Raw genomic sequence first — 13,947 nt, forward strand, 5'->3', positions numbered from 1 at the left:
ATAGGCAGGCATAACCGCGGCGCCAATGTGCTCTTCTGCGATGGCCGCGTGGAATACGGCAAAACCAACGTCTGGAAAGGCCTGCAGAATGCGCAAAAATGGAACTACGATCACCGGTGGCACTGAATATGCCTGTTTTCGGTAAACGCCCCGTCTCCGCCACGGAGTTGCGCGCGGATGCCGCGTCCGCACCCAGCCAAACGGGCCGTGGGTTTACCCTGATCGAGTTGCTTGTGGTGATCGCTATCATCGCAATCCTGGCGGCGATGCTGCTTCCGTCTCTAACGCGAGCAAAGGCGCAGTCGCAATCTGCTCGATGCAAAAGCAATCTTCACCAGATGGGCATTGCGCTCCGGATGTACCTGGACGACTTTCAGAAATATCCCCGGTATTGGGTTCCCACACCGCCTGCGGTGAATCCGCGCCTCGGTTTTTGGGATTACAAACTGCTCCCCTATTGCGGTTCCAACCAGAGCCTGTTCCTGTGTCCTTCGGTTATTGGTCCGATCAACAACGTAATCAAGAATTGGTCCCCCATGGAGGATGCGACCGGGCTTCATCCGAACCGAAGCTACGGCTATAATGCCTCAGGCTGGTCGAATGAATGGCGGTTTGGGTTGGGAGGCAGCCCTGTGGGCCAGGAAAACCCGCCGTTTCCCGTCGTGCCAGAAAGGCAAGTGTTTGTGCCTGCCGATATGATTGCAGTGGCAGATTATGATCCCCTGCTCACGGATGATGACAACGACGCCGATCTCAATGCGGATTTTCTCTTTATGGGCCTGATGGGCAGGCATAACCGCGGCGCCAATGTGCTCTTCTGCGATGGCCACGTGGAGTACGGCAAGACCAACGTCTGGAAGAGCTTAGAGAATGGGCAGAAATGGAATTACGATCATCAGCGGCATTGAATACTTGAATTTTGAAGCTTCTCTGGCCCTGCTTGACTCCATTGACTAGCTGCGCCAAGCCTTGGATGCGGACTTCGAAGCGATTCGCCCGACTCAATCCGCCCCACGCCGATGGGTGTGCCAGTCAGGATTATGCTCTCTTAGCTTGAAAGGAAAAATGAAAAGAGCTGTCAGACCGTCCGAGTCCGTCTCAAGCCTCGGAAATCACGCGAGGTTACGCTTTAATACCGTATCTGCCTCCGGCCAAACGAGCCCCCCTAGCTTCACCCTGATCGAACTCCTCGTGGTCATCGCCATTATCGCCATCCTCGCCGCGATGCTCCTGCCGGCGTTATCTCAGGCCAAGGCCAAGGCGCAAGGCATCAAATGCATGAGTAATCTGCGGCAGTTACAATTGGGCTGGCACATGTATGCGTGTGATGCCGCCGATGCCATGGTCCCTAACGCTCCGCTGGGCGCCAACTCAGCCACCGACCCGACCGTTAATGCCACATCCTGGTGCAGCGGTGCGGTGGAGGGCTGGGGGCCGGCGGATGCCAACACCAATTACTTCTATTACAGGACCTCTATCATGGGTCCGTACATGGGAAACCAAGTCGGCGTGTACAAATGCCCCTGCGACATCATCCCCTCGGCCAATGGCCAGCGCCTGCGCAGCTATTCAATGAATGGCCAGATGGGAAACCTTTATTCCAAAGCGTTCACGCTCGGTGTCAATCCCGGCTACCGCGCGTACGTGGGCGTTGGCGAATTGACCACCCTGAGTCCCTCGCTGGCTTTTATCTTTTGTGAACAGCACATTTGCAGTCTTCATGACGGTTATCTGCAAGTGAATGACAATGCGCCCGAATGGCCCGAGGCGCCGGGGTCCTACCACCGCTGGGCTGCCGGGTTCTCGTTCGCCGATGGCCACACCGAATTGCACCGATGGCTGACGCCTTCGCTCAAAATCCCTGTCATCTACGGTGTTAACTGGAACACCGTTTATGCCCAGCCCGGCGGCGCAAACAACCCTGATTATGCCTGGTTCAAGGCGCGTACCGCCGCGCCCCGGTGAACCCCCGGCATGCTGAGAGCCTGTTTTAAAAATAAAATTGCCGCCATTCGCCCTCGCCTCGTCCTCGCTCTCGAAAGACTGAAAAATCGAGGACGGGGAGGAACGGGAGCCGTCCATTTTCAAAACACGCTGAGATGGCGCTGTGCGCACTTCGCTGCCCGATTCTTCCCCAATGCGTTGGGAAACCTCTGTTTCAGTTTCGCTGTTACTTCACCCCATTGACGAGCGGGGCCAGGCCCTGGATGCGCACTTCGAGGCGGTCGCCCGATTCAATGCGCCCCACCCCGCTGGGCGTGCCGGTCAGGATAACATCCCCGGGCAACAAGGTGAGATTGGTGGAGATAAAACTGACCAGCCTAAAACAATTGAAGATGAGATGGGCCGTGTTCGAGTTCTGGCGCAACTGGCCGTTTTGGAAAAGCTGGATGGTGAGATCGTGCGGGTCGATCTTGGTCTCGATGTAGGGGCCCAAAGGCGTAAACGTATCGAAAGACTTCGCCCGGGTCCATTGGCTCTCCCCGTTCTGTATCGTGCGGTCGCTGATGTCCTGGGCGGGGGTGTAGCCTAAAATATACCGGGAGGCGGCGGCTGGGGTGACGTTGCGCACGCGGCGTCCGATGACAACCGCCAGTTCCGCCTCGAAATCCGTGCGATGGTTGGGGAATGGCACTTCGATCTTGCCCCCATCGGGCAGCAGCGACGTAGTGGCTTTAATCCAGAACAACGGCTCCTTGGGCAAGGGCTTGTTGGTCTCCCGGGCGTGGTCGGCGTAATTGAGGCCCACCGCAATAATCTTGGACGGCACCACCGGCGTCAGGGTGCGGACCCCTTTAAGCAAGGTGGGCTTCCGATCAAAGGAAGGGGAGCCGAAAACATCTCCGCGCAAGCGGAAGACTTCGCCGTCCACGACTTTGGCGTAAAAGATTTCTTCGCCCTTCTGAAATCGGCCAATGGCTGCCATAAAGCGGCTGATTTCTAGCAAAGACCAGGCCCTGCTCGCAAGGTAAAAGGAAGCGAAGCGGGCGCAAGTCAGGATTCCTCGAATGCGCGTTTTTTCAGGGAACTGCTTTCAAGACTATGAGCTACTCAAATTGAACGGTGGGGAGCACTACCGGAGCGCGACCTCAGCTTCCAAAAGCCAATCGGGACCGATTCGGCGCCATTTGACGTTCTCAAGCTGGATGATTTCATCGAGGCGCCCGGCGCCCTTGCCCGCAACGGCTTTGCGCGAATTGCTTCCACCGAGAATCTTTGGCGCATAAAAAAAGGCCACGCGATTTGCCAAACCGCTGAACAAGAAAAACGCGTTGATTTCTCCGCCTCCTTCGACCAACAAACTGGTGATGTCTTGGCTTCCGAGTTTTTGCAATAACCAGCGCAGGTCGATTTTGCCGTCGCGGGCCGGGGCGGTCCAAACTTGGACCTTTCGGCCCAAGGCTCGCGCGCGCCGGGGCGGGGCCGACCGGCTGATGACAATGGTGGTAAGGTCTGCTTGCATGTCGGTCACGACCTTGGCGGTCAAAGGTGTGCGGGCGTTTGCGTCCAGAATAATCCGGCGCAAGTCCTTTCGGGGCTGGGGGGTATTTTGCCTTTTTCCCACGGCTCGGAACGTGAGGCTCGGATCATCGGCGAGGACGGTGTTGATTCCCACCAGAATGGCATCCGCACCGCGGCGCATCTGCATGGCTTCGAGGCGGGCGGCGGGGCTGGTAATCCATTTGGATTCGCCGGTGGCGGTGGCGATTTTCCCATCGAGGGTCATGGCAGCCTTCACCGTGACCAACGGGGTATGGTGAACGACCCAGTGATTGAACGCTTCGTTGAGTTGCTCGCATTCCCTGGCCAGGATACCCGAGGTGACCGCGATGCCTGCGCGGCGCAACAGCCTGAATCCCTTGCCGCAGTGCGCCGGGTTGGGGTCGGTGGCGCCGGCTACGACTCGCGTTACCCCGGCGGCGATAATGGCCTGGGTGCAGGGGGGGGTGCGGCCCGTCGTGCAACAGGGCTCGAGAGTGACGTAGAGGGTTGCGCCGCGTGTGGCGTTTCCCTTCTTTTGCGCGTCGCGCAGGGCCTCAATTTCGGCGTGGGGTTCGCCCGCGCGACGATGCCAGCCTTGGCCGATGATTTCGCCGCCTTTGACCAGGAGCGCGCCGACCATGGGATTGGGGGAAGTCTGCCCAAAGCCGCGGCTGGCTAAACGCATCGCTCGGCGCAGAAAGCGTTCAGGAAGTGTAGGCATCGTTAGAGCTTTCCGGGTCTGGTGAAATGATCGCATGGAGAGGACCCCTCTCCCAGAGATGCCACAGCTTTCGGCAGGTCACCCCTACGGGGTTTGGTGTGTTCAGGGCAGGGGCGTTCACTATAAACAGGCCACCCCCTAGCGGGGGTTTGGGGACCAGGCGCCGCAAGTCCACAGGTACCCCTTCGGAAGGGGCGAGGGAGAAGCATCGGAAGAGTAGAGATGTAGTTCATGTTAGGGAGTCCTCAAATTATGAGAATGGCCTTCTCATTGGCTCAGCGTACATCTGCGCCTCGGCGGTCACTCCTCGAAAAGCGCCTCGGCGAATTGTTTGGCATCGAAGGGCTGCAGGTCGTCGGCTTGTTCGCCGAGGCCGACGAATTTAATCGGCAAGCCCAGTTCCTTCTGGATGGCAACCACCATGCCGCCTTTGCTGGTGCCGTCGAGTTTGGTCACCACCAGGCCGCTCAGGGGGACGGCCTTGTTAAACTCGCGCGCCTGGTTCAAGGCGTTCATTCCGGTGGTGGCATCCAACACCAGCAAGACCTCGTGCGGAGCGCCGGGCAACTGCCGGTTCATGACCCGATGCACTTTTTGGAGTTCCTGCATGAGATTATGCTTGGTGTGCAAACGCCCGGCGGTATCAACAAAGACATAGCCGGCATTGCGGGCCTGTGCGGCGGCGATGGCATCGTGCGCCACGGCTGCGGCATCAGCCCCATACTTGCCCGCAATGACATCGATCTTGAGGCGTTCCCCCCAGAGTTTAATTTGCTCGATGGCGGCGGCGCGGAAGGTGTCGCAGGCAGCCAATAACGCGGTCTGGCCGCCGGCCTGGACCCAATGAGCGAGTTTGGCGGCGGTGGTGGTTTTGCCGGTGCCATTGACCCCGACGATGGAGACGATGGTCGGCCCGGACTCAGCGCGGCGCAACCCTGGGGCGTTGGCCGAAAGGCTGCGTTCCACCTCGCGTTTGGCGATAGTGAACACGTCCAAGCCCTCGGCGCCCTGGGTCTCGAAGGCCTTCCTGATGGCTGCCACGATCTGCGTTGTCATGTCCATGCCCAAATCGGCTGAGATGAGGGCCGCTTCGAGTTGCTCAAGGGCTTGGGCATCGAGCCGTGGCGAGCGCGTGACGATGCGCTTGATTTCGTGGGTGAGCTTCTGATGGGTCTTCTGTAGGCCCGCCTTGAATTTGTCGAAGAGACCCATGCTACTGGCCAGAGCGCGCTGCTGCGGCCTTGCGTTGTGCGCCCCTGCTTTTAAGGGCTTCGACATGCTGGTAGGGCAGCTTGATAATCCCGATGACCGGTTTGCCTTTGCTCATGCCATGGCAATCCGAGCCGCCCGTAACCAGGAGATGATACCGGTCGGCGATTTCCAAATAGTGTTCGGAGGTGGCGGTCGAGTGTTTGGTATGGAAACATTCAATCCCGTCCAGGCCGGCTTGGGCCATGCCGGGAATGACTTCATCGGCTCGATTCAAGCCGGGGTGTGCCATGACGGCAACACCGCCGGCCTGGTGAATCAATTCAATCGCTTCGGCGGCGGACATTTTGAATTTAGGGACCCAGGCGGGCCGGTTCCTCTTGAGGAAACGTTCGAATGCTTCATCAAGGCTCCCGCAGAGCCCCGCTTGAACCAGGGCGCGGGCCACATGCGGACGGCCCGGGGCGCGGCAATTGGCGAGGTCAAATACGGCCTGGCTTTCGAGTGGCACGTTGAGTTGGTTGAGCCGCGTCACCATTTCGCATACCCGATTGCGGCGTACGGCTTGAAAGCGTTCCAGTTCGACCAGCAACCGCGCATTGTTCACATCCACGCAATAACCGAGTACGTGAATTTCGTGGCCATCCTGTTCGGCGGTCAGTTCGGTGCCGGGGATAAATTCGATATGCAGGGCCTCGCATTGCAGAGAGGTTGGAGCGCAGCCCTCGACGGTGTCGTGGTCGGTCAAGGCGACGGCAGCCAATCCATGGGAATGGGCCTGGCCGGCTACTTCCTCCGGCGAGTAGGTGCCATCGGAAAAGAAACTGTGCAGATGGAGATCGGCAAACATTCAGGCCTTCACTTAACCACGCGGGCGGGGCGGAGGAGTTCGCCCTTGATCTTGTCCAGGATGCCATTGACGAATTTGCCGCTGTCCTGGGTGGAGAATTTTTTGGCGATATCGACGGCTTCATTGATGCTGACGACGGGCGGGATGTCATCCCGGTGCAGCATCTCGTAAATGGCCAGCCTCAGAATGTTCCGGTCCACGGCGGCAATCCGGTGCAAGTCCCAGTTCCGCGCGTGTTTTTTGATGATTTCGTCGGCCTCAATGCGGTGCTCGATAGCTCCGCGGATGAGGGGGTCGGCAAAGAGGCGAATGGCGGCTTCATCGGCGCTGGGAGGCGGCAGTTGCACCGGTTCGCCCCAGGTTGCCCCGCCTTTGTCTTCCGCAATGGCGGCGGCGCGCTGAGTTTCCCAGAATTGGCCCAGCGCCGCATCGAGGTCCTCCGGCGGATTTAAATCGTGCTGAAACAGAAATTGAACCGCGCGTTCGCGCGCTTCCCGTCGCTTTCCCATGCACTCACCATGCCGCAGAAAGGCCCCTCTTGAAACCAAAATCTTCACCCGAAGCGATGTTCCACACATTATTATCAATGCGCGTACCGCACGGCTCCAGTTTAGGCTGGGGCCATGAAAACAAATCCTCGCGCGTGGCAGCTTTACCAGATTCGGATTTGGGCTGGTCTGGGGCTGATTCTTGTTTTAGCATTGGCGTCGTTCGGCAGGGTGTTTCGTTTCGAGGCAACTGGTGGTGCTGCGGCGGCAGACCCGGAGCGTCAAATGGGTGAAGCCGGGAGTGCTTTTTAGTAAGCGCGGGGCCGTGTCGTACTCGATCATGAACGAACCAGAGCGAGCAGAATTGGCGCAGCTCAAAGAGCAGCAGGCCCAGCTTGAACGGGAGGTGGGCCAGTTGTCCGCTCAACTCAAGCTGCTCGAACAGCGCCTGAGCGTGGCGGCACCGCCAAAGGCCGTTGCTCCTGCGGCCAGTCAATTGGGAGCATCCCCTGCGCCTAACAGGCCAACCGCTGCGCCCGTGGCAGAAGTGGCAAGACAGACTGCTGCCCGGGAACCGTTCCCAGTGCAACCGGCGCAGGCTTTACCACCTCCATTGCCGCCAATTGTTCCACCCCCTCGTGTGACTCCAAGCCTCGGCTCACAGGCGCCCAGGATGAGCCCTGTCCAAGGGGCGCCAGAGGTCAGGCGGCCATCCATTGGCGCCGCCGCAGCGCCGCCAATCTCGAAACCTGCGGAATCGCGTTCGTTCGAGATGCGCCTTGGGACGTATTGGGCGCCGCGGATTGGGATCGTGGTGTTGCTGACCGGCCTGGTGTTTTTCGGGAACCTGGCCTACGAACAGTACATCAGCCGGCTGGGGCCTGCTGGAAAGGTCTTGTTGCTCTATTGCGCCAGCGCGCTGTTGTTGGGGGCGGGATGGTGGTGGCAGCGCAAAGCGGCCAAGGAATCCCTCAAGAACTACGCCCAGGTGCTGTTTGCCGGGGGGTTGGCCTCCCTTTATTTCACGACCTACGCCGCCCATCACATCGAGCAGCTTCGGGTCATTCAAAGTCCGCTGCTGGATGGTTTCCTGCTCCTGGCTTGCGCGGCGTTCATTGTGTTTCACGCAGACCGCAGGAAGTCCGAGTTGCTTGCGCTCTTGGCAATCGGGCTGGCCTATTATACCTCGATCATCACGCGGGTTGGCTCCTTCACCCTGTACTCGAACCTGGTCCTGACAGCGGCAGCGGTGTTTTTCCTGGTGCGCAACCGCTGGGCGGTGGTCTCCTACGGCAGCCTGGTGGCGAGTTACGCCGCATACGCCTTTTGGCGATTCTACGATGGCAGCGCCTGGCATTGGGCTTCGCCCGCAGAAGGGCTGTGGTCGGGCACTTGCTTTCTGGTCTGCTACTGGGCCGTGTTCAGCGCGGGCGTCTTTCTCTCGCGGGACGAGAAGTTTGCCGGAGAGAACCGCTCGGGCTTTCTGACGCTAAACAACGGCGCATTCTTCACAATGTTCCTGCTCACCATGCTGCAGGTCAGGCAGGGCGGTTTTTGGGAATTCTCGTTGATTTATGGAACGGTGCTGCTGGCCTTGTCCGAGCTGGCGCTGCGCGTCCTGCCACGCGAACCGCTGGCGCGCAATGCCTATCTGACCCAGGGCTTGCTGCTCGTTACGCTCGGCTTTATTTCAAAATTTGCGGGCCTGAATCTTGCCCTCATCCTTGCAACAGAGAGTTTTGTTTTGCTCAGTCTTGGGCAGCAGCGCCGCAGTTTAGTGCTTCTGACGGGGGGCTATATTGCCGCCGCGTTGGGCGCGGGTTGGGGCATTGATGGGATGCAGCAGTTCGATCGAGAAGGGCTTTACCTGGGCATGGGACTGGGCGCATTGCTCCTGGCCGACGCGCTCCTGATGCATCGCCGGACTGCGGAAAAGCCCTTTTTGCTGCGCGCGCAAGTCTCGTTCTTCACGGTGCTGGCGCTGGCGGTGTGGTTGGTCACCACCTGGGACAACAGCAGCCACGCGCATTTCCCACTCGTGCTGGCAGTCGAATCGGTCTTGCTCACCTTTTCAATTTACCTTCTAGGCGCGCCGGAGATTGCGCTGTTGAGCCAGAGTTTTTTAGTTCTGGCCCAGACCGCCTGGGTGTTGAACAGCTTGGAATCCTCGCCGCGCTGGTGGGAGCCGGCGCTGCTGATTGCTGTGTCCCTTGGGATGAGCCATTGGTGGCAAAAACAAAAAATCCTCTCCTGCAATTCCAATGCGCGAGGTTTCTGGGAAGGGCTGTATGCGCTCGGGATAGTTGCGATTCTCTACTTATGGGTGCATCGGCTGGTCACCCCGCCGGATTGGATGCTGCTGGCCAGCCTCCTGGCCATCGGCATTACCGCCTACGGCGTGGCAACCCGCGCGTGGTTTCTGGCCGCTGCCGCCCAATTGTTTGTCCTGTTCAGCGGGGCGCAATTTATCGAAGAATTTTGGCAAACCAAAGCGCCATGGTCATTGGCCTTGGCGCCGCTAGCGACGCTGGTGGTGCTGTCCTTGGCAACCGTCCGCTGGTTTCAGCAAAGGCCTCAAGCCGATGCGCGCGTTCGAGGGCCCTTGCTGCAGATTGCCTTGGTTTATCGCTGGGCCGCGCTCGTGATGGCTCTCATCTGGGTTTTTCAATACATCCCCGAGCGCGAGTGGATGTGGGTCCTGGTACTGACGGGATTTGTGGTCTTTCTGTGCGCTGGCCGCCTGCGAACGCCCGAGGCGGCGCTTTTTGGGGCGGTGTTCACTCTCACAGGTCTGATTGTTTTTTGGCTCCCACAGAACTCTGAGCCGGCAGGGGTTTACTGGCCGAACTTGCTGGCGATTCTAGCTGTATTGGCCCAGCAACAAATCGCAAAACGGCGCCCACAGGATTACCCGTTCGACTCACAAATCCATATGGCGGCCATCTTGCTGGGCAGCTTGAGCCTGTGGCTGTTCCTGACGCGCTGGGTCCTCGAGAAGGCGGGTGGATTCTACCTGACGGCGAGTTGGTCGGCGCTGGCGCTGGTTTTATTTGTTTGCGGAATGGTGCTGCGTGAACGGGTTTACCGCTGGCTGGGTTTGGCTGTGCTGGGCTGCGCCCTGGGGCGGATCGTGATATTCGATGTCTGGAAACTCGAGTCGCTCTACCGGATTCTGAGCTTCATGGCTTTGGGCATCGTCCTGCTTGTCCTGGGCTTCGTTTATAGCAAGTACCAGGAGAAGCTCAGGGAATGGCTGTAAGACCGAGACACTAATTTCACGAATTAACAACGAATGTTTTTGCGATCCCAGCGAAACTTGACTTAACACAAGGGGCGGACTAAAAAGCGCCAGAGGATTGGCGCAGTCCACGACGCTTCGCGCGGACTGGAGCAGGTTGCAAATCCGCGCTACGGCTTAGTTATCCCTCGCGCAGCCAGCGGGCGGCATCAGTCGCGGCGTACGTAATGAGGATGTCGGCTCCTGCGCGGCGCATGGCCAGCAACGTCTCCAATGTTGCGGCCCGTTCATCCAGCCATCCGTTGGCTGCGGCCGCTTTGAGCATTGCGTGCTCGCCGCTCACGGCGTAAGCAGCGGTGGGATAGCCAAACTCGCTTTTTACCCGGTGCAGGATGTCCAGGTACGCCAAAGCCGGTTTAACCATCACAATGTCCGCCCCTTCCTGGATGTCCAAGGCCACCTCCCGCAGTGCCTCCAATGCATTGCCCGCGTCCATTTGATAGGCGCGCCGGTCCCCAAATTTCGGGGCCGATTCTGCAGCCTCACGAAACGGCCCATAAAAAGCCGAGGCGTACTTGGCGGCGTAGGACATAATCGGCGTGTCGCTGAAGCCCAGCTTATCCAGTCGCTCGCGGATGGCGCGCACGCGACCGTCCATCATGTCGCTTGGTGCGACCATATCCGCTCCGGCCTCGGCATGGCTGGCGGCGGTTCGAGCCAGCAAGTTCAAAGTCGGATCATTCAGGATGGTTGCTCCGGTGTTGGTCCGTCGCACGATGCCGCAGTGGCCGTGAGACATGTACTCACAAAGGCAGACATCTGTAATGATGAGGCTTTGAGGAAGCTCCTTTTTCAGCAGACGTACCGTTTGCTGCACGATGCCGTTGGCCGCATACGCGCCCGAGGCCTTGGCATCTTTTTGCTCTGGAATCCCAAATAGCAGGAAGGCCCGCACGCCGGCCTCATGAGCCTGGGCAGCTTCCTTGAGCAATTCGTCCGGAGAAAGCTGACACACCCCGGGCATAGCGGCAATGGGGCGGCGCAGGCGCCGTCCACTTCGGACAAATAGCGGCAGAACCAATTGTGCCGAGTTCAATTGGGTTTCGCCGACCATGCGTCTGAGCAACGCCGATTGGCGCAGGCGGCGTGGCCGGTAGCTGGGGAATTGTCCAACAGGATGCAGACTCATAGGCCCACAGTGTACGCGCCGGGCCATGTGTGCAAAGCGCAAAACTGTCTGCAATTGACCAGGACGTGCCTCAATTCAGGCCAATTGGCGCATTGCAGGAGCTGACGTAAAGGGGCTTCCTACAAGAAGCGGTGGCGGAGGGCTGTCCTGGCTAAATGTAAACGATCCGCACCGGCTCAGGGATGTCCGGCAGGTCCTGCATCTGGATTTGGAGGGTGCGCCTGCGGTAGGCCGCTGTGGCTTTGAAAGTGCGCGTGCGCAATTGGACCGCGAACTGGCTGGGAACGCGATGCTCTGATTGCGGGCTGGGGAAATTAGCCAGGCCGCGCACTTCTTGCAGCAGTTTCATCATGTTCACTCGGGTAGCCATACGCTCAATTCTTAAGAATATGAGCGCAATTCACGTGCCATCCGCACACGGGCTTTTACGGATGGGAAATCAATCTTGGCAGTTCTGGCGGGTTTTGGTTAGCTCGCCCTGCCCTAATGAGAATCTCGCGCCCAATCTTTCTGCTTGCGTTAAGCTGGCTGGTTTTGCCCTGCCGGCTTTTCGCGCAGAAACACGCGCAGGAAGAACCGGCCTCGACGCCAATCGATATCCAGTCGCTTTCGCCCAATCCAGCCGCCGGCGTGGAGTATCACTTGGACACGGGAATTTTCACGGCTACCAATGGGGTAATCGTCAGGTACGGTGGCACCGTATTGACCGCTGAACGAGCGGCCTTGAATCAAAAAACGGGAGATGTCACGGCCGATGGCCAAGTGCGCATCCAGCAGGGCGATCAACTCTGGGCCAGCGAGCACGTCCGTTACAATTTCAACACCCGGCAGATGGAAGCCGAACAATTCCGGACTGGCGAGACGCCGGTTTTTGCGGCGGGCAAAGGGCTGTATGGCGACTTAACCAACCATCTCTATATAGCCACCAACGCGCTGGTCACAGCCGATGATGTGTCCCAGCCGGCGATTTATGTTCGAGCCCGGCGAATCAAGCTCATTCCGGGCAAAAAGATCGAGGCCTATAGCGCGACGTTGTATGTGGATGGCATTCCGATGTTCTATTTTCCATTTTACTCGCGCAACATCGGACCGCACGCGAACAACTTCAACGCCACACCCGGAGACCGCAGCCTCTTTGGCCCCTTTATCCTGGGGACTTACACGTGGTACCTCAACAACCAACTGGACGGCGTCATGCGCTTGGATTACCGGGAACTGCGCGGCCTGGGTGCCGGACCGGATTTGAACTATCACCTGGGACAATGGGGGGAGGGGACATTCCGGTACTATAATACTCAGGATAAGGACCCCAGTATCGATGGGCTCGGCGCCAGCATTCCCGGGGATCGCCAGCGCGTCTATCTTTCCTATCAAGCCAATCCCGCCACCAATCTGTTTATCAAAGGGCTTTTCCGTTACGAGGACGACCTGGCCGTCGTGCGCGACTTTTTCCCTGGCGAATACCTCCTGGACCCGCAACCGGACTCGTATTTCGAGGCCAACAAATTCTGGAACAATTTCAGCGTCGATGCGTATGTCCAGCCGCGCCTGAATACGTTTCTGCAAACCGTCGAGCGTCTGCCCGATGTGAGGTTGACCGGATACCGCCAAGAGCTAGGCGATACGCCCTTCTATTATGAAAGCCAGAGTTCGGTCGGCTATTATCAGCAGCTCTTCGCTCAAAATGCCGGCATTCTCGGCCCGCCTCCCGGATTGGACTATGCGGCGACCCGGGCCGATACGTACCACCAGGTTACCCTTCCAGAAACCTTTTTCGGATGGCTGAACGTGGCCCCGCGCGTCGGTGGCCGGCTCACTTATTATGGCGAGGCCTCCGGTCCGGGGGCAACGACCGATGAAGAGCTTCGGGGCGTTTTCAATACCGGGGCTGAGGTCTCGTTCAAGGCATCGCGCCTCTGGCCGGGGGTGAAGGACGACCTCTTCGAAGTGGATGGCCTGCGGCATATCATCGAACCCTCGGCGGATTATGTTTTTGTGCCCGCGCCCAGCGTTCCCCCGACTCAACTGCCGCAATTCGATTACGAACTGCCCAGTCTTCGGTTGTTGCCGATTGAATACCCCGATTACAACGCGATTGATTCAATTGACAGCCAGAACGTCATCCGGTGGGGGCTGCACAATAAGTTGCAAACCAAACGGGCCGGGCAGGTGGTCAACCTGGTCGATTGGAACCTCTATACCGATTGGCGGCTTAAACCTCTGCCGGGACAAACTACGTTCGCCGATCTCTATTCAGACCTGACGTTTAAACCGCGCTCGTGGCTGACGCTGGAATCGCTGCTTCGCTATGACCTCAACGACCGGTTCTGGCGCATGTCCTACACAACCGTCACTATCCAACCTAGCACCGTCTGGAGCTGGCGCTTGGGCCAATACTATCTCCGCGACGATTTTAGCCCTTCGCCCATAGCCCTGGGCGCGGGCAACAACGTTTTTACCAGCACGATCGATTATCGCCTGAATGAGAATTGGGGCTTTCGGATGTCTCATTACTTCGAAGCGCGCACCGGCAGTCTCCAGCAGCAGTCCTATACGGTTTATCGCGACCTGCGGAGTTGGACGGCTGCGCTCTCCTTTATCCTGACTGACAACGTCATCGGCCCAAAGGATTATACGGTGGCGTTCACATTCTCCCTCAAGGCTTATCCGCGTTTGCCTGTGGGCGGCGATGTGGGCGGCCCATTCGCTCTTTTGGGACAGTAGAACGCATTTGAATAATTAAATCGCGAAGCAGCAAAACACCCCATG

General features: G+C 58.6%; 12 protein-coding genes. 5 read left to right on the top strand and 7 right to left on the bottom strand.

What is annotated here, in order from left to right:
* The first annotated feature begins 128 nt into the window (after window positions 1-128).
* Both VG146_07360 and VG146_07365 read left to right on the top strand, forming a co-directional pair.
* Complete coding sequence (locus VG146_07360) at window positions 129-908, top strand: DUF1559 domain-containing protein (GenBank protein ID HEV2392167.1); 780 nt, start codon at window positions 129-131, stop codon at window positions 906-908.
* Window positions 909-1,065: 157 nt separating this feature from the next.
* Entirely contained in the window at window positions 1,066-1,965 is a 900-nt protein-coding gene (locus tag VG146_07365; protein ID HEV2392168.1) for a prepilin-type N-terminal cleavage/methylation domain-containing protein, read from the top strand.
* Window positions 1,966-2,170: 205 nt separating this feature from the next.
* Here the strand turns inward: VG146_07365 and VG146_07370 are convergent, their stop codons facing one another.
* The 5 genes from VG146_07370 to nusB all read right to left on the bottom strand — a co-directional run bounded on the left by VG146_07370 (window position 2,171) and on the right by nusB (window position 6,772).
* Window positions 2,171-2,926, bottom strand: a complete 756-nt coding sequence (locus VG146_07370; GenBank protein HEV2392169.1) for a fumarylacetoacetate hydrolase family protein — start codon at window positions 2,924-2,926, stop codon at window positions 2,171-2,173.
* 147 nt (window positions 2,927-3,073) lie between these two features.
* Window positions 3,074-4,204 (bottom strand): bifunctional diaminohydroxyphosphoribosylaminopyrimidine deaminase/5-amino-6-(5-phosphoribosylamino)uracil reductase RibD, encoded by a 1,131-nt coding sequence (ribD, locus tag VG146_07375; GenBank protein ID HEV2392170.1) that lies wholly within the window; start codon window positions 4,202-4,204, stop codon window positions 3,074-3,076.
* A gap of 300 nt (window positions 4,205-4,504) precedes the next feature.
* Window positions 4,505-5,482: a signal recognition particle-docking protein FtsY gene (gene ftsY / locus VG146_07380; GenBank protein ID HEV2392171.1), complete on the bottom strand. Its 978-nt coding sequence runs from the start codon at window positions 5,480-5,482 to the stop codon at window positions 4,505-4,507.
* Window positions 5,418-6,263: a PHP domain-containing protein gene (locus tag VG146_07385; GenBank protein HEV2392172.1), complete on the bottom strand. Its 846-nt coding sequence runs from the start codon at window positions 6,261-6,263 to the stop codon at window positions 5,418-5,420. The genes ftsY and VG146_07385 overlap by 65 nt, the downstream gene beginning before the upstream one ends.
* 8 nt (window positions 6,264-6,271) lie before the next feature.
* Complete coding sequence (nusB, locus tag VG146_07390; GenBank protein HEV2392173.1) at window positions 6,272-6,772, bottom strand: transcription antitermination factor NusB; 501 nt, start codon at window positions 6,770-6,772, stop codon at window positions 6,272-6,274.
* Between the two features lie 114 nt (window positions 6,773-6,886).
* Here nusB and VG146_07395 point away from each other — a divergent pair, with 114 nt between their 5' ends.
* Both VG146_07395 and VG146_07400 read left to right on the top strand, forming a co-directional pair.
* Window positions 6,887-7,063: a hypothetical protein gene (locus tag VG146_07395; GenBank protein ID HEV2392174.1), complete on the top strand. Its 177-nt coding sequence runs from the start codon at window positions 6,887-6,889 to the stop codon at window positions 7,061-7,063.
* 28 nt (window positions 7,064-7,091) lie between these two features.
* Window positions 7,092-10,010 carry a DUF2339 domain-containing protein gene (locus VG146_07400; GenBank protein HEV2392175.1) on the top strand — a complete coding sequence of 973 codons (2,919 nt, stop codon included), beginning with the start codon at window positions 7,092-7,094 and terminating at the stop codon, window positions 10,008-10,010.
* Window positions 10,011-10,170: 160 nt separating this feature from the next.
* Here the strand turns inward: VG146_07400 and hemB are convergent, their stop codons facing one another.
* Both hemB and VG146_07410 read right to left on the bottom strand, forming a co-directional pair.
* Window positions 10,171-11,178, bottom strand: coding sequence for a porphobilinogen synthase (gene hemB, locus VG146_07405; protein ID HEV2392176.1), 1,008 nt, complete (start codon window positions 11,176-11,178; stop codon window positions 10,171-10,173).
* Window positions 11,179-11,329: 151 nt separating this feature from the next.
* Entirely contained in the window at window positions 11,330-11,548 is a 219-nt protein-coding gene (locus tag VG146_07410) for a hypothetical protein (GenBank protein ID HEV2392177.1), read from the bottom strand.
* Between the two features lie 116 nt (window positions 11,549-11,664).
* Here VG146_07410 and VG146_07415 point away from each other — a divergent pair, with 116 nt between their 5' ends.
* Window positions 11,665-13,902 carry an OstA-like protein gene (locus VG146_07415; GenBank protein HEV2392178.1) on the top strand — a complete coding sequence of 746 codons (2,238 nt, stop codon included), beginning with the start codon at window positions 11,665-11,667 and terminating at the stop codon, window positions 13,900-13,902.
* The last annotated feature ends 45 nt before the right edge of the window (window positions 13,903-13,947 follow it).

It is taken from the genome of Verrucomicrobiia bacterium, assembly GCA_035946615.1.
In the GTDB taxonomy this organism is placed as follows: domain Bacteria; phylum Verrucomicrobiota; class Verrucomicrobiia; order Limisphaerales; family UBA8199; genus DASYZB01.

Bases quoted from the DNA above. Each gene is read 5' to 3' on its own strand.
- VG146_07395 (HEV2392174.1), top strand. From the start codon at position 6,887: ATGAAAACAAATCCTCGCGCGTGGCAGCTTTACCAGATTCGGATTTGG.
- VG146_07365 (HEV2392168.1), top strand. From the start codon at position 1,066: ATGAAAAGAGCTGTCAGACCGTCCGAGTCCGTCTCAAGCCTCGGAAAT.
- ribD (HEV2392170.1), bottom strand. From the start codon at position 4,204: ATGCCTACACTTCCTGAACGCTTTCTGCGCCGAGCGATGCGTTTAGCC.
- VG146_07370 (HEV2392169.1), bottom strand. From the start codon at position 2,926: ATGGCAGCCATTGGCCGATTTCAGAAGGGCGAAGAAATCTTTTACGCC.
- ftsY (HEV2392171.1), bottom strand. From the start codon at position 5,482: ATGTCGAAGCCCTTAAAAGCAGGGGCGCACAACGCAAGGCCGCAGCAG.
- VG146_07415 (HEV2392178.1), top strand. From the start codon at position 11,665: ATGAGAATCTCGCGCCCAATCTTTCTGCTTGCGTTAAGCTGGCTGGTT.
- VG146_07360 (HEV2392167.1), top strand. From the start codon at position 129: ATGCCTGTTTTCGGTAAACGCCCCGTCTCCGCCACGGAGTTGCGCGCG.
- VG146_07400 (HEV2392175.1), top strand. From the start codon at position 7,092: ATGAACGAACCAGAGCGAGCAGAATTGGCGCAGCTCAAAGAGCAGCAG.
- VG146_07385 (HEV2392172.1), bottom strand. From the start codon at position 6,263: ATGTTTGCCGATCTCCATCTGCACAGTTTCTTTTCCGATGGCACCTAC.
- hemB (HEV2392176.1), bottom strand. From the start codon at position 11,178: ATGAGTCTGCATCCTGTTGGACAATTCCCCAGCTACCGGCCACGCCGC.
- nusB (HEV2392173.1), bottom strand. From the start codon at position 6,772: ATGGGAAAGCGACGGGAAGCGCGCGAACGCGCGGTTCAATTTCTGTTT.
- VG146_07410 (HEV2392177.1), bottom strand. From the start codon at position 11,548: ATGGCTACCCGAGTGAACATGATGAAACTGCTGCAAGAAGTGCGCGGC.